Origin of the sequence: Streptomyces beigongshangae (assembly GCF_019710745.1) — a bacterium.
GTDB classification, from domain to species: domain Bacteria; phylum Actinomycetota; class Actinomycetes; order Streptomycetales; family Streptomycetaceae; genus Streptomyces; species Streptomyces beigongshangae.
In genome coordinates this window covers 46,546-62,705 of record NZ_JAHKJW010000033.1, presented here as the reverse complement: position 1 = coordinate 62,705, position 16,160 = coordinate 46,546, and the positions used below count along the sequence as shown (strand labels likewise).

The following is a 16,160-nucleotide window of genomic DNA, read 5'->3' as shown; positions in this document are numbered from 1 at the left end:
TCGGCGGGGCGGCCGCGCGCACGGGTCCCGGCGGCGGGCGGGGCGGCCGTCAGACCTTCGGCGGCCGTGCCTCGTACGGGGTCGAGAGGACCACCGTGGTCCGGGTGGACACCCCCGCCAGCGTGCGCAGGCGCGCGAGGAGCTCCTCCAGCTCGTGCGGTGTCGCGACGCGGACCTTGAGGATGTAGTTCTCGTCGCCGGCGACGCTGTGGCACGCCTCGATCTCGGGCACCCCCGCCAGGCGTTCGGCGATGTCGTCCGGGGCGCTGGGGTCGAACGGTTTCACCGAGATGAAGGCCGTCAGCGGCAGTCCCACGGCCTCCGGGTCGACGACCGCGGCGTAACCGCGGATGACGCCGCGCTGTTCCAGGCGGCGCACCCGCTGGTGCACCGCAGACGTGGACAGGCCCGTGGCCTTGCCCAGGTCGGTGTAGCTCATCCGCCCGTCTTCGACGAGCAGCTGCACGATGTGGCGGTCCAGCTCCTCCATGGCGCAGAACCTACAGGTCCCCTGATCCCGCCGGGTACTCGGCGACGCAGGTCATGCCCGCTCCACGGCGCGGACGTGGCCGGCCGGCGGGGTGCGCGGGGGACAAACCAGCCGGGTCGGGCACCCAGGGGCGGCATGTGACGAACGCCACATGACGCCGGTGGCTTCCGTGATGTTCTCGTGATTACCGCGCAGACCGGACGGGAAGTGCTTGCTGTGGCCGAGGTCGCAGTGCACCGCCGGCCCACCCGAGGGGGAGTAGCCCATGCAGAGTCTGAAGCGTCTTGGCCGTGCCGCGTCCAAGCGGCGGCAGCCGGTCGTCGAGCCCGAGCCGGAGGGCGTCGAACCGGACGCCCTGGACGGCGAGGAGCCCGACGCGTACGACACCTTCGAGATGTACCGGGTGATCTGCCCGGACTGCGCGCAGCCCATCGCGCTCCTGGCGGACGAGGAGAGCCTTCCGGAGCACGCGCTGTGCGCGTCGCCGTGGAACCCCTTCGGGCTCACGGTCTGCGCCGGTACGGGCCGTGCGGCGGCGGACGCCCGTCCCGCCGACGAGACGGCGGACCTCCAGGAGCAGGACACCGCCCTGCTGCTGACGCTCCCCCAGGGACTCGACTGGCGGACCCAGCCCTTCTCGCACGTCGGTGGGCCCGGCTCGCGGCCGATGCGGGTGCCGGCGATGCGGCGCCAGGCGGCCTGAGCGCTCCCGGCCCGGCCCCGGCGGCTCCCCGCCCGGTCTCCGCCGGGAGCCCCTCCCCCTGATTCCCGTACCCACCCCGCGCCACGGCCCACAGGTCGCCGTGGTGCGGGACCGGTGTGCACCCACAGGGGTCCGCCGCGAACGCACGGACGAATGGGTCGGTCGGTTACCTGCCCGCCCCGGGGCGCGTTGGCCCGGTATGACCCCTACATACGCACAGACGAGCCGTCGCCGCGGGTTTCCGCCCCCCTTCGCGGGAGCGGTTTCGCAGGGGACGCAGGGAACCCAGGGCATGCAGGGAACACAAGACATGCACGGCATGCGAGGGGCGCAGGAAGCGCAAGGGACGCAGATGCCCCGGGCGGACCGTGCGGCCCTGGGGGCCCGGACGGTCCGGAGTCCCCAGGAACCGCAGTGGACACGGGTGTCCCGGGTTCCGTACGAGCCCGACGGGCCGCACGGTCCCCAGGGATTCCACGGAGGGGTCCAGCAGACCCCGGATCCGCCCATCTACCACGACCTGATCCGCGCCTGGGCCGACCGCGGCCGGACCCTGCCCGGCCGCCACGACGCGGAGTGGGCGCAACTGGTGGCCCCCTCGGCGCTGTACGGGTACGACCGGTTCAGCGCGACTCGGGACCCGCGAGGTGACGGGCGATGACCATCCGCTGGATCTGGTTGGTCCCCTCGACGATCTGCAGCACCTTGGCCTCGCGCATGTACCGCTCGACCGGGAAGTCCGCGGTGTAGCCGTACCCGCCGAGCACCTGCACGGCGTCGACGGTGACCTGCATCGCCGCGTCGGTGCAGAACAGCTTGGCCATGGCGGCCTGCCGGGCGAAGGGGCGTCCCGCGTCCCGCAGCCGGGCCGCGGTGAGATACAGCGAGCGGCCCGCCTCGATCCGGGTCGCCATGTCCGCGAGCATGAAGCGCAGGCCCTGGAAGTCCGCGATCGGCCGGCCGAACTGCTTGCGGCCCGTGGCGTAGGCGACCGCCTCGTCCAGGGCGGCCTGGGCGACCCCGACGGCGCACGCCGCGATGCCGAGCCGCCCGGAGTCCAGCGCGGAGAGGGCGATCGCGAAGCCCTGCCCCTCCTCGCCCACGCGCCGGTCGTCGGGGATCCGCACCCCGTCGAAGTGGACCTGGGCGGTGGGCGAGCCCTTCATGCCCATCTTCCTCTCGGGCGCCGCGGCACTCAGCCCTTCGGCGTCACCGGGCACCAGGAACGCCGTGATGCCCCGCGGGCCCTCGCCGCCGGTCCGCGCGAGCACGGTGCAGAAGTCGGCGATCCCGCCGTGTGTGATCCATGCCTTGGTGCCGCTGAGCACCCAGCTCCCCCCGCCGCTCCCGGCCCCGTCCGGCCGTGCGGGGTCCCCGCCGTCCCGCACGGCCTTCGTACGCAGGGACGCCGCGTCCGAGCCGGACGAGGGCTCGGAGAGGCAGTAGGCGCCCAGGAGACCGCCGCCGAGCATCCCGGGCAGGTGCTCGGCCCGCTGCTCCTTGGTGCCGTAGGTGGCGAGGGCGTGGCAGGCGAGCGAGTGCACGCTGACCCCGAGGCCCACGGTGAGGCGGGCCGCGGCGAGTTCTTCCAGGACCTGGAGGTAGACCTCGTACGGCTGGTCCCCGCCGCCGTACTCGCCGTCGTAGGGGAGGCCGAGCAGTCCCGCCTCCGAGAGCAGGGTGAAGACCTCGCGGGGGAAGCGTCCGGCGTCCTCCTCCTCGGCCGCCTTCGGGGCGATCTCACGCTGCGCGATGTCGCGGACGAGCGAGATCAGGTCCCGGGCCTCGTCCGTGGGCAGTTGCCGGTCCACCGGCTGCGGGGCGCGGTCGGGCATGGCGACGCTCTCCTCCCTGTCGGGCACGACGGCGAACGCACACCTGGGTGGGGCTGCCCCGCCGGGCTCACTGAACACCGCCGACGCCCGCGCCCCCGGGTCTCGGAAGCGGCTGATCAGCGGCTGTGCGCTGTGAGTATGCCCGATCGGGGGCACCGCGTCACCAGTTAACGACCGCTTACTCAAGAGAGGCGCATTCCGGTGGCCGGCCCCGCCGGCGGCCGTCAGACCAGGCCGAGCCGCGTCACGAACATCGCGAGCACCAGGACGAACGTCCAGCCCATGACGTGCTCGAAGATCTTCGGCCCTCGGTCCTCGTCCTCGGGACCGCCCGTACGGGCACGGGCACGTCCGGCGGTGGCGGAGATCGTGGTCATGGCAGCTCGCTCACGGTCGACTTTCGATGGTTTTCCCCCGGTCCGTCTCACTGTGCCATCGGACCGGGCCCGTGCGGGGGAGAGCTTGGTCACGCGCCGCGCGCGCTCAGCGGACGCCGACCGCCGCCAGGGCCTCGCGCCGGCGGGCCGTGTGACGGGCCGGGAAGTAGAGGTAGCAGACCCCGCCGGTGCCGGAGACGACCTTCCCGGCGGCGTCGTACCTCTTCGTGCGGAGCCAGATGTTCTCGAACTCGCGCCGTTCGTAGACGCGCCGTACCGCGTCGTTGTCGGGCGAGGCGGGGTCGTTGGCGATCACGTCGCCGCCGGCGGTGAAGCCGACGACCGTCATCAGGTGTCCCGCCGTGCCGTACCCCGCGCCGGTCAGCTCGGACGCCAGGAACGACTGGGACGTGATGACCGGGATGCCGGCGGCGATCAGCGCCTCCAGGTCGGTGAGCGAGCCGAGCCGGGTCACCACGCCCCGCAGGTCCTCGTACGTGGCCGCGTACGCGGCGTTGAACGGCCAGTTGCCGCAGCCGTCGTACTGGTGGTCGAAGGTGAAGCGTGCCGCGTGGCACACCTGCGGGTCCGCGTACGCCGGATCGACCCAGGCCAGCGCCTCGGCCGTGGGCCTGCGCCCCCAGTACTCGACGACCATCTGGGAGGAGGTGGGGCTACACCATGCCTCACCGCCGTTGTCGTACTCGGGGTACTGGCCGACGTGGATCTCCTGCGAGTAGCGGGGCACCGGGAGTTCCCGCGCGAGGCCGGGGACCGACGCCGGGACGGTGAAGCGGTCCGGGACGTCGGAGCCCATGGCGCCGAGCCGCCACACGGTCGGCGTGGCCCCGGTCCCGGGCCTGCGGTACAGCGTCAGCCGCAACCGGTACGACACCAGGCGCAGCCCCGAGGCCGCGTCGTCGACGGCGAGCGTGTCCGTCCAGACACTGCTTTTCCCGTCGCCCTGGTCGTCCACCGAGGTGCGCCTGATGTCCTGGTCGCCGGCCGCCCAGCGGCCCATCACGTACCAGGGGGTGTCCGTGCCGTCGGAGTACGTGCCCGCCAGCTCGATCTGCAGCCAGGTACCCGCCGGGGTCCGCGCGTTCCAGGAGGCGACGACCTCGGTGGAGGGGACGGCCGGGCGGTGGACGGGCGAGGTCCAGCGCGCGTACTCCCAGGCGGCGGTCTCACCGGTGTGCGGGTCCGGGTAGTCGCTGCGGCCCTCCGGGGTCCCGATCTCCAGGCCCGGGAACCGTCCCGGTGCGGCGCGGGTGCCCTCCGCGGTGCCGGAGCGCCAGTCGGCGAGCGAGAGCCAGGCGTGGTTGTCCACGTGGCCGGCGCGTGCTCCCGACGGGGCCGGGACCCGCGCGGCGCGGTCCTGCGCGGCATGGTCCTGTGCGGCGCGGGACGGCACGTCTGCGGCGGCCGGACCCGCCGCTCCGGCGGCTGCGGCGGCCACCGCGGCGGCCAGGAGGCCCCTGCGGGACGGCTGTTCGTCTCTGGTCATGGACGGAGGACCCCCAGATGTCCGGGTGACGGGCCGGCCCGTCACCCGGACGCGATGCGTGGGCGACAGGTGGATGTGCGCCAACTATGGAACGCGATCAGGGCTTACGCCAGCACTTCGGGCCCCGCGGCGCCGACCAATACGGGGCGGGACCGCCGAAGGGCCCGGGAGCTGCCGTTCCACCCCGTACCGGCCTCGGTAGAGTGCCCCTCCGGAACGCGTACGCACCCCTCCGCCCCCAGGGACCCCTCATCCACCTCCGCGCCCTCGCCCGACGGCTGCACCGGCTGCCGCCCTCCTGCGGCCCCGTCCGGCTGGTCGCCGTCGACGGCCACGCGGGGTCCGGCAAGACCACGTTCTCGGCGGAGCTGGCCACGGCGCTGGGCGGCGCGCCCGTGCTGCACCTGGACGACATCGCCACGCACGAGGAGCTCTTCGCCTGGACGGGGCGGCTGCTCCGGGAGGTCGTCGAGCCGCTCGGCCGCGGGGAGACCGCCCGCTACCGCCCCTACGACTGGCACGCGCGCACCTTCGGGCCGGCCCGCCCGCTGCCGGTCGCGCCCGTGGTCCTCGTCGAGGGGGTCGGCGCCGGCCGGCGTGCGCTGCGGCCCCGTCTGGCGGGGCTGCTGTGGATGGAGATGAGCCACGAGGACGCGTGGGAGCGCGGACGCCGGCGGGACGGCCCGGAACAGAGCGATTTCTGGGAGAAGTGGGTCCCCGCGGAGCGCCGGCACTTCGCGCGGGACCCCTCGGAGCCCTTCGCCGACCTTCTGGTACGACGGTGTTCAGACGGATATGAGGTACGGCCAGGACCTGCCGGGACGCCGGTGAGGGAACCGTCCGTCACGGAACGTGACGGGCCCGCGCCCACGCGGTGAAGGGGTGGAGACCTCTGTCCGAAAGGTTGCCCGAGTGCTCCAACTCGGCTTGACCGAGGGGTCGTACAGGTCTTACGTTCTCAATGTGCGGCCCCTCCGGGCCGCCCCCACGGACGCGAGGCCCCCGGTTGTTCCCCCGTGATCGGGGGCTTCGTTCTGTCCCCGGGCGTTTTCCGGACGCTCCGAGACGCATTTCGCTCACCCTGAGTGACCGTCCTGAGTGCGTCCGTCCGCCCCCACCTGGAAGAACCCGTCGTGCGGCACCCTACGGCCCGGCGTGCCCCCGCAGGTACGATGCCTTTGGTACGACCTTCGGACGGCTGCTCGCCGCACCGCACGCAACTCCCGTCCGCGGCACAGCGGTTCGACGAAGACCGCCGGCGGGCACCGGCCCGCCCGGTGATCGACGGGGGCACGGTTTGTGGGGGACGTGATGGACTTCGGCACGCAGGGCCCCGAGGCCCCGGCCGACCTCGCCTGGCTGCGAGGTGTGGACGCCTACACCATGGGGGCCTATCCACAGGCGGAGGAGGAGTTCCGCGCCGCGGTCCGGATGGATCCGGGCATGGCGGACGGCTGGCTCGGACTGCACGCGCTGCGCATCGACACGACGACCGCGCTGCTCCGGATGTTCCGGCACCGCGACCGCTTCGGCGAGCAGCGCGCCCGCCACCGGCGCACCCTCAACTCCTGGTACTGGCTGGGCTGGTGGGTGCAACCGGTGCTGGAGTCGTCCCGGGACCTGCTGCTCGCGCACTCCTCGCACTGGCTCGACGGACGCCATGTCCCCGAGCTGGACCGGGCGCTGGCGGGCCTGCCCCCGGTGGACACGGATCCGCAGGTCCGCTTCCTGCACGCCTGCCGGGCCTATCTCGTCAAGGACTGGGAGCAGCTGGTCCGGCACACGGACCCGCTGACCGACGATCCGATGCTGGGCATCGAGGCGGGTCTGTTCGGCGGCATGGCCCGGGTACGCCTGGAGATGTTCGGACAGGCCGAGCCGCTGCTGTCGTCCGCGCTGATGCGCTGCCGCAGCGAGCAGCCGCAGCGCAAGGAACTGCGGTACTGGCTGGCGCGGGCGCACGAGGGCACGGGCCGCTCCGCGGCGGCGCTGCCCCTGTACCGGGCGGTGCACCGGGTCGACCCCGCGTTCATGGACACCTCGGCCCGGCTCGCCGCGATCTCCGAGGGCGACGGGTACGACGAGACGGCCGACCTCGCGGCGATCACGCTCACCGGGATCGGCCAGGACATCCTGGACGGCCCCGACGGGGTGGACCCGCTGTTCGGCGAGGGGAGCCGGGACCTGAAGCTGTCGGAGCCGGACCTGCCGCCGCCCGGCGCGCCGGCACCCGGGGCGGACCGGGTCCGCGAGAAGGCCGTCGTGCCGGTGCCGGCGCCGCATCTGCCGACCGGGCCCACCGACCCCGCGCTGCTGGAGGAGGCGCTCTCCGAACTGGAGCGCATGGTGGGTCTCGAACCGGTGAAGCGGCAGGTGAAGGCGCTCTCCGCCCAGCTGAACATGGCACGGCTGCGGGCCGGCCAGGGACTGCCGGTCCAGCCGCCGAAGCGGCACTTCGTGTTCTCGGGCCCCTCCGGCACCGGCAAGACCACCGTGGCCCGCATCCTCGGCCGGGTCTTCTACGCGCTCGGCCTGCTCGGCGGCGACCACCTCGTCGAGGCGCAGCGGGCCGACCTGGTGGGCGAGTACCTCGGCCAGACCGCCGTGAAGGCCAACGAGCTGATCGACTCGGCGATCGGCGGGGTGCTCTTCGTCGACGAGGCGTACTCGCTCTCCAACTCGGGGTACGGCAAGGGCGACGCGTACGGGGACGAGGCGCTGCAGGTGCTGCTCAAGCGCGCCGAGGACAACCGGGACCACCTCGTGGTGATCCTCGCGGGCTATCCGGAGGGGATGGACCGGCTGCTGGCCGCGAACCCCGGGCTGTCCTCCCGGTTCACGACCCGCGTCGACTTCCCGTCGTACCGGCCGCTCGAACTCACCTCGATCGGTGAGGTGCTGGCCGCCGAGAACGGGGACGTGTGGGACGAGGAGGCCCTCGACGAGCTGCGCTCCATCAGCGGGCACGTCGTGGACCAGGGGTGGATCGACGAGCTCGGGAACGGGCGCTTCCTGCGCACGCTGTACGAGAAGAGCTGTGCGTACCGGGATCTGCGGCTGTCGGGGTACCCGGGGCACCTCACACGGGACGACCTGTCCACGCTCCGGCTGGCCGATCTGATGCAGGCGTACGGAGAGGTGCTGTCGGGGCGGGGCCCCCAGGATCCGTCCGACGGCTGAGCCGCGCCCCGCGGCCGAGCCGCACCCGCCACGGCCCCGCGCCCCCGGCAGCAGGGGCGCGGGGCCCGGGTCAGCTGGCCAGTGCCTGCTCCGCCGTCCCGGGTGACGCCGTGCGGGGCTCTCCCAGCCGTACCGCCGGGGGCTCCCGGTGGGCCGGGTCCCGGACCTCGCCGACCAGGAGTTCCAGGACGTCCTCCAGCGCCACCAGGCCGAGGACCCGGCCCGACGCGTCGGCCACCTGGGCGAGGTGGGTCGCGGCGCGGCGCATCACCGTCAGGGCGTCGTCCAGCGGGAGCTCGGCGCTGAGGGTCGTCATGGGGCGCCACACCTGCTGCGGCACGGCCCGCTCGGACTCCTCCAGGTCGAGTACGTCCTTGACGTGCAGATAGCCCATGACGGCGCCGTTCTCCGCGACCACCGGGAAGCGCGAGTACCCGGTGCGGGCGGTGAGCGCGACGACCTGGCCCGGGGTGACCGAGGGGCCCACGCAGACCAGCGACTCACGGTCCAGGAGGACGTCGGTGACCGGACGGGAGCCCAGCTCCAGCGCGTCCTCCAGGCGTTCCTGCTCCCCGGGGTCGAGCAGACCGGCCTGGCCGGCGTCCTCCACGAGCCGGTTGAGCTGCTCGCTGGTGAAGACGGCCTCCACCTCGTCCCTGGGCTCGACGCGGAAGAGCCTGAGGACGACGCGGGCGCACGCGCCGAGGCCGGCGGTGACCGGCCTGCACAGCCGGGCGAAGGCGACCAGCCCCGGGCTGAGCCACAGCGCGGTCCTCTCGGGGGCGGCCATGGCCAGGTTCTTCGGCAGCATCTCGCCGACCACCAGGTGCAGGAAGACGACCGCGGCGAGGGCTATGACGTACCCGAGCGGGTGGATCACCCCTTCGGGGAGGTGCACGGCGTGGAAGACCGGCTCCAGGAGGTGCGCCACGGTGGGCTCGGCGACGGCGCCGAGCGTGAGCGAGCAGACGGTGATGCCGAACTGCGCGGCGGCCATCATCTGCGGCAGGTTCTCCAGGCCGTACATGACCTGGCGGGCGCGTGCCGTGCCGAGCGGTTCGATCTGGCTGCGCCGTACGGAGACCAGCGCGAACTCGGCACCGACGAAGAACCCGTTGGCGAGCACCAGCAGACCGGCGAGGAGGAGTTGGAGCACGCTCATCGGACGGCCTCCGCCGCGGAGACGGATGCGGATACGGGGACGGAGACGGGTACGGGGACGAAGCCCGGGCCGGTGGTGGTCCCCGCGTCGGCGGTCCTGACGAACCGGACGCGCTCGGCGCGGTAGTGCCCGACCTGGCGCACCGAAAGACGCCAGCCGGGCAGCTCGGCCCTGTCACCGGGCGCCGGGATGCGGCCGAGCAGATCGGCGACGAGGCCCGCGACCGTCTCGTACGGGCCCTCGGGGACCGTCAGGCCGATGCGCAGGAGGAGGTCGACGCGGCAGCTGCCGTCGGCGTCCCAGGCGGGCCGGCCGTCCTCGGGCGGCGCCGCGGCGAGCTCCGGCACGTCGTGCTCGTCGTGCTCGTCGCGGACCTCGCCGACGAGTTCCTCGACGATGTCCTCCAGGGTGACGACACCGGCCGTGCCGCCGTACTCGTCGACGACGACCGCGATGGGCTGCTCGTTGCGCAGGCGCTCCAGGAGGGGCTGCACGGGCAGCGTCTCCGGGACGAGCAGCGGGGTCTGGGCGATCCTGGTGACCGGGGTGCGCAGCCGGTCGTGCGCGGGCACCGCGAGGGCGTCCTTCAGGTGCGCCATGCCGACGATCTCGTCGATCCGCTCCCGGTAGACGGGGAAGCGGGAGAGGCCGGTCGCGCGGGTGAGGTTCACGACGTCCTCGGCGGTCGCGGACGACTGGAGGGCGCTGACCCTCACCCGGGGGGTCATGACGTGCTGCGCGGTGAGGCCGGCCAGGGAGAGCGTACGGACGAACAGGTCCGCGGTGTCCTGCTCCAGCGCGCCGGCCCGCGCCGAGTGCCGTGCCAGCGAGACGAGCTCGCCGGGCGTGCGGGCGGAGGCCAGCTCCGCGGTCGGCTCGACGCCGAGGGTCCGCACGAGCCGGTTGGCGACGGAGTTCAGTCCGGCGATCACCGGCCGGAACAGGGTCGAGAAGGCGTGCTGCGGGCCCGCGACGAACCGCGCGACCTGCAGGGGCCTGGAGACCGCCCAGTTCTTGGGCACGAGCTCGCCGATCACCATCTGCACGGCCGAGGCCAGCAGCATGCCGACGACCACGGCGACGCCGGACACGGCGCCCCCGGGGACGCCGGCGGCGGTGAACGGGCCGCGCAGCAGCTCGGCGAGCGCCGGTTCGGCGAGCATGCCGACGACCAGCGAGGTGATGGTGATGCCGAGCTGGGTGCCGGAGAGCTGGAAGGAGAGTTCCTTGAGGGAGTCGACGACGGTGCGGGCCCGCCGGTCGCCCTCCGCCGCCGCCTTCTCGGCGTCGGGGCGCTCCACCGTGACGAGGCCGAACTCGGCGGCCACGAAGAAGCCGTTGGCGAGGATCAGCAGGAAAGCCGCTCCGAGGAGCAGCAGGGGGATGGTCATGCCGCCGCCCCGGAAGGTCGGGAGGGGGCGGCGCAGGTACTACAGGACGATCCGTCCATCGCTGGAGGGAGTCACTCCTCGAATAGCAGGGGGCCTCCGGGGTCCGATGGGACGCCCAGGGCGGAGGCGCAACGAAAACGCCTCCGCCGACAGGTTAGTCAAGACAGGGGCCGGCGCGGCAGGGTGAGGGCCGGGATCAGGCGTGATGTTCGTCGTGCGGCCCGTCCTGCCCGCCGCGGGAGTGCACCTCGGCGAGGGCGCGCAGCGCGCGGGCGTCCCTGACGGCGTGCTGCTTGGCGATGCCCGGCTGGATGCCGAGCACCGGCAGGCTGGTGCCGTCGCTGAGGTCCAGGAAGACCCAGGGGTCCCCCGGACGCAGGTTGACCCGCAGGATCTCCGCCCAGGCCAGCCGCCGTCTGCCGGCGATGTTGACGACGGTGACCCCGGCCTCGTCGGCGACGACCTTCGGGCGGGCCAGCAGGACGAGCACCCCGCAGAGCAGCGCCGCGGTGAGGACGAAGCTCATCCGCTCCCCCGGACTGAGCTTCTCCAGCAGCAGCGCGATCGTGGTGATGACCACGAACATCGCGGCACCGGCGGTCAGCAGCACGGCCCGGGTGCGCCCGGGCCGGAAGGTGACGGGGAGGGCGGGCGGTTCTGGTGTGTCCGGCATGGGGGTCGGTTCCTCGGAGGCGGCGCGGACGGGGGTGTCAGAGGCGGCAGGCGTGGATCGCCGTGGTCAGGATGGCCCGTGCGCCGATGTCGTACAGGTCGTCCATGATCCGCTGGGCCTCCTTGGACGGGACCATCGCGCGTACCGCGACCCAGCCCTCGTTGTGGAGCGGCGAGACGGTCGGGGACTCCAGGCCGGGGGTGAGCGCGACGGCCTTCTCCAGCTGCTCGACGCGGCAGTCGTAGTCCATCATCACGTAGGTCCGCGCGACGAGCACGCCCTGGAGGCGGCGCAGGAACTGCTGGACCTTGGGCTCGGCGTCCCCTGCGGTCTGCGCGCCGGTGCGGCGGATCACGACCGCCTCGGACTTCATGATCGGCTCGCCGAAGACCTCCAGGCCCGCGTTGCGCAGCGAGGTGCCGGTCTCGACGACGTCCGCGATGACCTCTGCGACACCGAGTTCGATGGCCGTCTCCACGGCGCCGTCGAGGTGCACGACGGAGGCGTCCACGCCCTGGTCGGCGAGGTACTTGGCGACGATGCCCTCGTACGAGGTGGCGACGGTCCGGCCCGCCAGGTCCTGGAGGGAGGCGGCCGTGCCGGGCTTGGTCGCGAAGCGGAAGGTGGAGCGGGCGAAGCCGAGCGACAGGATCTCCTCCGCGTCGGCCGCGGAGTCGACGAGCAGGTCGCGGCCGGTGATGCCGATGTCGAGACGGCCGGCGGAGACGTAGATCGCGATGTCGCGGGGGCGGAGGTAGAAGAACTCGACCTCGTTCTCCGGGTCGACGATCCTGAGCTCCTTGGCCTCCCGGCGCTGCTGGTAGCCGGCCTCATGCAGCATCTCCCCCGCGGGACCTGACAGGGAACCCTTGTTGGGGACGGCGATGCGCAGCATGAGGTCGGCTTCCTTCGTTCGTGCGTGAGCGGATGTGTACGTGCGTTCGTACGTGAACGTGTGTGTACGTGCTTGCGTGCATGGGCACGCAGGTCGGGCGGTGGGGCGGGCGGGGCTCAGAGGTGGGCGTACACGTCGTCCAGGGAGATGCCGCGGGCGACCATCATCACCTGGACGTGGTAGAGCAGCTGCGAGATCTCCTCGGCGGCCGCCTCCTTGCCCTCGTGCTCCGCGGCCATCCAGACCTCGGCGGCCTCTTCGACGACCTTCTTGCCGATGGCATGGACCCCCTTCCCGACCAGCTCGGCGGTGCGGGAGGTGGCGGGGTCGCCGGTGGCTGCCTTGTGCTGGAGCTCGGTGAAGAGCTCCTCGAACGTCTTGTTGGCCATGGTGGTCCTCACCCTACGCGCTCGGGCACCCGCGTCAGCGCCAGGGTTCGGATACCGAGCGCAGGGTGGCCGCGGTCGCGACGGCGGCCGTCACCGCCTCGTGCCCCTTGTCCTCGTTCGAGCCCTCGATGCCGGCGCGGTCCAGGGCCTGCTCCTCGGTGTCACAGGTCAGCACCCCGAAACCGACGGGCACGCCGGTGTCGACCGAGACCTGGACGAGGCCCTGGGTGACGCCCTGGCACACGTACTCGAAGTGCGGGGTGCCGCCGCGGATCACGACGCCGAGCGCGACGACCGCGTCGTAGCCGCGGCCCGCGAGGACCTTCGCGACGACCGGCAGCTCGAAGCTGCCGGGGACCCGCAGGAGGGTCGGCTCGTCGATGCCCAGCTCGTGCAGGGCGCGCAGCGCGCCGTCGACGAGTCCGTCCATGACCTTCTCGTGCCACTGCGCCGCGACGACGGCGACCCGCAGGTCACCGCAGTTGCGTACGGACAGTTCGGGTGCGCCCTTGCCACTCACGTGTGTCTCCTCGTGCCGTCGCGTCACTGGTTGCCGCAGGCGGACACGGCGGTCGTGTCCAGCCAGGGCAGGTCGTGCCCCATCCGGTCCCGCTTGGTGCGCAGGTACCGCAGATTGTGCTCGCCCGCGGTCACCGGCATCGGCTCGCGGTCGGTGACCCGCAGTCCGTGGCGGACGAGCGCGTCGGTCTTGTCGGGGTTGTTGGTCATCAGCCGCAGGCTGCGGACACCGAGGTCCTGGAGGATCTGCGCGCCGGCCGCGTAGTCGCGGGCGTCGGCGGGCAGGCCGAGTTCGAGGTTGGCGTCGAGGGTGTCGCGGCCGCGCTCCTGGAGCTCGTACGCGCGCAGCTTGGACAGCAGCCCGATACCGCGCCCCTCGTGGCCGCGGAGGTAGACGACGACGCCGCGGCCCTCGGCCTGGATGCGCTCCAGGGAGGTTTCGAGCTGGGGGCCGCAGTCGCAGCGCAGGGAGTGCAGGACGTCGCCGGTGAGGCATTCGGAGTGGACGCGCACGAGGACGTCCTCGCCGTCGCCGATCTCGCCGTGCACCAGGGCGACGTGCTCGACGCCGTCGACGGTGGAGCGGTAGCCGTAGGCCGTGAACTCGCCGAAGGCGGTGGGCAGGTGCGTTCTGGCCTCGCGGCGGACGGTGGGTTCGGCGGTGCGGCGGTAGGCGATCAGGTCCTCGATGGAGATGATCGTCAGCCCGTGCTTGCGGGCGAACGGGATCAGCTCCGGCAGGCGGAGCATACGGCCGTCCTCCCCCGCGATCTCGACGATGGCACCGGCCGGCCGCAGGCCCGCGAGCCGGGCGAGGTCGACGGCGGCCTCGGTGTGGCCGTCGCGCACGAGCACGCCGCCGGGCTTGGCGCGCAGCGGGAAGATGTGGCCGGGGCGCACGAAGTCGGCCGCCCCGGCCCGGCCGCCGGCGAGCAGCCGCAGCGTGGCGGCGCGGTCGGCGGCGGAGATGCCGGTGGTCACGCCGTGGGCGGGCCCGGCGTCGACGGAGACCGTGAAGGCCGTGCGCATCGACTCGGTGTTGTCCTCGACCATCTGCGGGAGCCGGAGGCGGTCGAGCTCGTCGCCCTCCATGGGCGCGCAGATCAGACCGCGGCACTCGCTCATCATGAAGGCGACGATCTCGGGGGTCGCCTTCTCGGCGGCGATGACGAGGTCGCCCTCGTTCTCCCGGTCCTCGTCGTCGACGACCACGACCGGGCGGCCCGCGGCGATGTCCGCGACGGCCCTCTCGACCGGGTCGAGCGCGAAGTCCGAGGTGTCCTGGTCGTGTCCGGTGCTGTACCAGACGGGTGCGCTTGTCATGCCGGGGCTCCTTCCATGAAGGGCTGCCCGGCCTCACGGGAGCGCAGCCACCAGTCGCGCATGCCCCACAGGACGAGCGCGCCGTAGACGATGTAGACGAATCCGGAGAACGCGAAGCCGTTGGCGAAGTTGAGCGGCACGCCCACGAGGTCGACGAGCAGCCAGGCGAACCAGAACTCGACCATGCCGCGGGCCTGGGCGTACATCGCGACGACCGTGCCGACGAAGATGTACGCGTCGGGCCAGGGGTCCCAGGAGAGCGACGGGTACGCCGTGAACAGGCCGCCCACCGCGAGGGTGCCGGCGGCCGCGGCGCCGAGCAGGTACCCGCGCTCGCGCCAGGTGGCGAACCGGACGGCGATGGAGCCGTCCTGGGCGCCGCCCCTGCCGCGGTTCCACTGCCACCAGCCCCACAGCGCGACGGTCATGACCACCAGCTGCTTGCCCGCGCTGCCCGAGAGATGGGCGGTGGCGAAGGCCGCGAGGAGGATGGCGCCGGAGAGGAACTGGACGGGCCAGGTCCACAGGGAGCGCCGCCAGCCGAGGGCGAGGCCGATCAGCCCGATCACGTTGCCGATCATGTCGGCCCACTTGATGTGCTGGTCGAAGAGCGTGAACGCCTCCGAGTTGAGCCAGTTCACCGTGTCGCCCCCTGAGTCGCCGTTCGGGTGCCGGCGTCGGTGCCGGTGCTCGTGCTGTCGCCGGTGCCGGGCGGGGTGGCCGGCTGCTCCCCCCGCGGGCCGAGCAGCCGCTCGACGTACTTGGCGATCACGTCGACCTCCAGGTTGACCGGGTCGCCGGGCTGCTTGCGGCCGAGCGTGGTCAGGTCGAGCGTGGTCGGGATGAGGCTGACGGTGAAGAAGTCGGGACCGGCCTCGACGACGGTCAGGCTGATGCCGTCGACGGTGATGGAGCCCTTCTCGACGACGTAGCGCGAGAGGTCCGCGGGCAGGGAGACCTTCACGATCTCCCAGTTCTCGGACGGCCTGCGCTCGACGATCTCGCCCGTGCCGTCCACATGGCCCTGCACGATGTGCCCGCCGAGGCGCCCGCCCACGGCCATCGGCCGTTCCAGGTTGACGCGGGAGCCGACGGTGAGGGCGCCGAGACTGGAGCGGTCCAGGGTCTCCGCCATCACGTCGGCGGTGAACTCGCCGTCCTCGTGGTCGACGACCGTCAGACAGACGCCGTTGACGGCGATGGAGTCCCCGTGGCGGGCGCCTTCGGTGACGACGGGGCCACGGAGCCGGAACCGGGAGGCGTCGCCGAGGTTCTCGACGGCGGTGACCTCACCCAGCTCTTCGACGATTCCGGTGAACACTTCCCGGGTCCTCCTGCCTCTTCGGGCACGGACTCCGGGGCCTGTCGATGACGACAGAGGTGAACGAGCGGGTGCACCGAGGGCGACGCCGCGTAGGACGTGCCCCCGCGGGACACGTCGAAACAGACGGCGGCGCGCACGAATGCCCGCCCGCCGCGCACTGCCTCCCATCCGGACTTTAACCGTCGGTCCAGGAATTTCACCTGGTCAACCGGCCGCTGGAAGCGGTCGGGTCGCGGACTGTAACCGCCGGTTCGGACTTTCACCGACCCCGGAGTGCGCTGCTTCTGGTACAGACTCAGTGTGCCACGCCCGGTGGACACCGATGCAAGTGCATGTTGTGGGGTGGCTCACAGAGTGTACGGGCGGGGCTTCCGGGACACCCGTCAAGCAGG

General features: G+C 72.7%; 17 protein-coding genes and 1 riboswitch. Of the genes, 4 read left to right on the top strand and 13 right to left on the bottom strand.

Features of this window, described 5'->3' with window-relative positions; all coding sequences use genetic code 11:
- Window positions 1-49 precede the first annotated feature (49 nt).
- Complete coding sequence (locus tag KM933_RS24530) at window positions 50-490, bottom strand: Lrp/AsnC family transcriptional regulator (protein ID WP_221355713.1); 441 nt, start codon at window positions 488-490, stop codon at window positions 50-52.
- Between the two features lie 265 nt (window positions 491-755).
- Here KM933_RS24530 and KM933_RS24525 point away from each other — a divergent pair, with 265 nt between their 5' ends.
- Together KM933_RS24525 and KM933_RS24520 are read left to right on the top strand one after the other, a co-directional pair.
- Window positions 756-1,193 (top strand): hypothetical protein, encoded by a 438-nt coding sequence (locus KM933_RS24525; protein ID WP_221355711.1) that lies wholly within the window; start codon window positions 756-758, stop codon window positions 1,191-1,193.
- Between the two features lie 292 nt (window positions 1,194-1,485).
- The gene (locus KM933_RS24520) at window positions 1,486-1,854 is read left to right on the top strand and encodes a hypothetical protein (protein WP_221355767.1); all 369 of its coding nucleotides are present in this window, start codon (window positions 1,486-1,488) and stop codon (window positions 1,852-1,854) included.
- Here the strand turns inward: KM933_RS24520 and KM933_RS24515 are convergent.
- The 3 genes from KM933_RS24515 to KM933_RS24505 form a co-directional block, all read right to left on the bottom strand.
- On the bottom strand, window positions 1,817-3,028 hold the full coding sequence (locus KM933_RS24515; protein WP_221355764.1) for an acyl-CoA dehydrogenase family protein: 1,212 nt from the start codon (window positions 3,026-3,028) through the stop codon (window positions 1,817-1,819). The genes KM933_RS24520 and KM933_RS24515 overlap by 38 nt on opposite strands.
- A gap of 224 nt (window positions 3,029-3,252) precedes the next feature.
- The gene (locus KM933_RS24510; RefSeq protein ID WP_221355709.1) at window positions 3,253-3,405 is read right to left on the bottom strand and encodes an SCO1431 family membrane protein; all 153 of its coding nucleotides are present in this window, start codon (window positions 3,403-3,405) and stop codon (window positions 3,253-3,255) included.
- Window positions 3,406-3,511: 106 nt separating this feature from the next.
- Window positions 3,512-4,912 carry a C39 family peptidase gene (locus KM933_RS24505; RefSeq protein ID WP_221355707.1) on the bottom strand — a complete coding sequence of 467 codons (1,401 nt, stop codon included), beginning with the start codon at window positions 4,910-4,912 and terminating at the stop codon, window positions 3,512-3,514.
- A 203-nt stretch (window positions 4,913-5,115) separates the two neighbouring features.
- Here KM933_RS24505 and KM933_RS24500 point away from each other — a divergent pair, with 203 nt between their 5' ends.
- Both KM933_RS24500 and KM933_RS24495 read left to right on the top strand, forming a co-directional pair.
- Complete coding sequence (locus tag KM933_RS24500) at window positions 5,116-5,790, top strand: uridine kinase family protein (protein WP_308013531.1); 675 nt, start codon at window positions 5,116-5,118, stop codon at window positions 5,788-5,790.
- 433 nt (window positions 5,791-6,223) lie between these two features.
- Window positions 6,224-8,092 (top strand): AAA family ATPase, encoded by a 1,869-nt coding sequence (locus KM933_RS24495; RefSeq protein ID WP_221355705.1) that lies wholly within the window; start codon window positions 6,224-6,226, stop codon window positions 8,090-8,092.
- Between the two features lie 70 nt (window positions 8,093-8,162).
- Here the strand turns inward: KM933_RS24495 and KM933_RS24490 are convergent, their stop codons facing one another.
- From KM933_RS24490 to KM933_RS24450, 9 genes are all read right to left on the bottom strand, one after another.
- Complete coding sequence (locus KM933_RS24490) at window positions 8,163-9,254, bottom strand: hemolysin family protein (protein WP_221355703.1); 1,092 nt, start codon at window positions 9,252-9,254, stop codon at window positions 8,163-8,165.
- Entirely contained in the window at window positions 9,251-10,645 is a 1,395-nt protein-coding gene (locus KM933_RS24485) for a hemolysin family protein (RefSeq protein WP_221355701.1), read from the bottom strand. The genes KM933_RS24490 and KM933_RS24485 overlap by 4 nt, the downstream gene beginning before the upstream one ends.
- A 196-nt stretch (window positions 10,646-10,841) precedes the next feature.
- Window positions 10,842-11,318, bottom strand: coding sequence for a PH domain-containing protein (locus tag KM933_RS24480; protein WP_221355699.1), 477 nt, complete (start codon window positions 11,316-11,318; stop codon window positions 10,842-10,844).
- A gap of 37 nt (window positions 11,319-11,355) precedes the next feature.
- On the bottom strand, window positions 11,356-12,213 hold the full coding sequence (hisG, locus tag KM933_RS24475) for an ATP phosphoribosyltransferase (RefSeq protein WP_221355697.1): 858 nt from the start codon (window positions 12,211-12,213) through the stop codon (window positions 11,356-11,358).
- A gap of 116 nt (window positions 12,214-12,329) precedes the next feature.
- Window positions 12,330-12,602, bottom strand: a complete 273-nt coding sequence (locus tag KM933_RS24470) for a phosphoribosyl-ATP diphosphatase (protein ID WP_221355695.1) — start codon at window positions 12,600-12,602, stop codon at window positions 12,330-12,332.
- 34 nt (window positions 12,603-12,636) lie between these two features.
- On the bottom strand, window positions 12,637-13,122 hold the full coding sequence (gene ribH / locus KM933_RS24465) for a 6,7-dimethyl-8-ribityllumazine synthase (RefSeq protein ID WP_221355693.1): 486 nt from the start codon (window positions 13,120-13,122) through the stop codon (window positions 12,637-12,639).
- Window positions 13,123-13,145: 23 nt separating this feature from the next.
- On the bottom strand, window positions 13,146-14,444 hold the full coding sequence (locus KM933_RS24460) for a bifunctional 3,4-dihydroxy-2-butanone-4-phosphate synthase/GTP cyclohydrolase II (RefSeq protein WP_221355688.1): 1,299 nt from the start codon (window positions 14,442-14,444) through the stop codon (window positions 13,146-13,148).
- Window positions 14,441-15,085 carry a nicotinamide mononucleotide transporter family protein gene (locus KM933_RS24455; RefSeq protein ID WP_221355686.1) on the bottom strand — a complete coding sequence of 215 codons (645 nt, stop codon included), beginning with the start codon at window positions 15,083-15,085 and terminating at the stop codon, window positions 14,441-14,443. Before KM933_RS24455 ends, KM933_RS24460 begins: the two co-directional genes overlap by 4 nt.
- Window positions 15,082-15,765 (bottom strand): riboflavin synthase, encoded by a 684-nt coding sequence (locus KM933_RS24450; RefSeq protein WP_308013530.1) that lies wholly within the window; start codon window positions 15,763-15,765, stop codon window positions 15,082-15,084. The genes KM933_RS24455 and KM933_RS24450 overlap by 4 nt, the downstream gene beginning before the upstream one ends.
- A 153-nt stretch (window positions 15,766-15,918) precedes the next feature.
- Window positions 15,919-16,049: riboswitch (FMN riboswitch) on the bottom strand.
- Window positions 16,050-16,160 lie beyond the last annotated feature (111 nt).

Bases quoted from the DNA above. Each gene is read 5' to 3' on its own strand.
- KM933_RS24460 (WP_221355688.1), bottom strand. From the start codon at position 14,444: ATGACAAGCGCACCCGTCTGGTACAGCACCGGACACGACCAGGACACC.
- KM933_RS24515 (WP_221355764.1), bottom strand. From the start codon at position 3,028: ATGCCCGACCGCGCCCCGCAGCCGGTGGACCGGCAACTGCCCACGGAC.
- KM933_RS24505 (WP_221355707.1), bottom strand. From the start codon at position 4,912: ATGACCAGAGACGAACAGCCGTCCCGCAGGGGCCTCCTGGCCGCCGCG.
- KM933_RS24530 (WP_221355713.1), bottom strand. From the start codon at position 490: ATGGAGGAGCTGGACCGCCACATCGTGCAGCTGCTCGTCGAAGACGGG.
- KM933_RS24520 (WP_221355767.1), top strand. From the start codon at position 1,486: ATGCAGGGAACACAAGACATGCACGGCATGCGAGGGGCGCAGGAAGCG.
- KM933_RS24485 (WP_221355701.1), bottom strand. From the start codon at position 10,645: ATGACCATCCCCCTGCTGCTCCTCGGAGCGGCTTTCCTGCTGATCCTC.
- KM933_RS24480 (WP_221355699.1), bottom strand. From the start codon at position 11,318: ATGCCGGACACACCAGAACCGCCCGCCCTCCCCGTCACCTTCCGGCCC.
- KM933_RS24525 (WP_221355711.1), top strand. From the start codon at position 756: ATGCAGAGTCTGAAGCGTCTTGGCCGTGCCGCGTCCAAGCGGCGGCAG.
- KM933_RS24490 (WP_221355703.1), bottom strand. From the start codon at position 9,254: ATGAGCGTGCTCCAACTCCTCCTCGCCGGTCTGCTGGTGCTCGCCAAC.
- KM933_RS24470 (WP_221355695.1), bottom strand. From the start codon at position 12,602: ATGGCCAACAAGACGTTCGAGGAGCTCTTCACCGAGCTCCAGCACAAG.
- KM933_RS24510 (WP_221355709.1), bottom strand. From the start codon at position 3,405: ATGACCACGATCTCCGCCACCGCCGGACGTGCCCGTGCCCGTACGGGC.
- hisG (WP_221355697.1), bottom strand. From the start codon at position 12,213: ATGCTGCGCATCGCCGTCCCCAACAAGGGTTCCCTGTCAGGTCCCGCG.
- KM933_RS24495 (WP_221355705.1), top strand. From the start codon at position 6,224: ATGGACTTCGGCACGCAGGGCCCCGAGGCCCCGGCCGACCTCGCCTGG.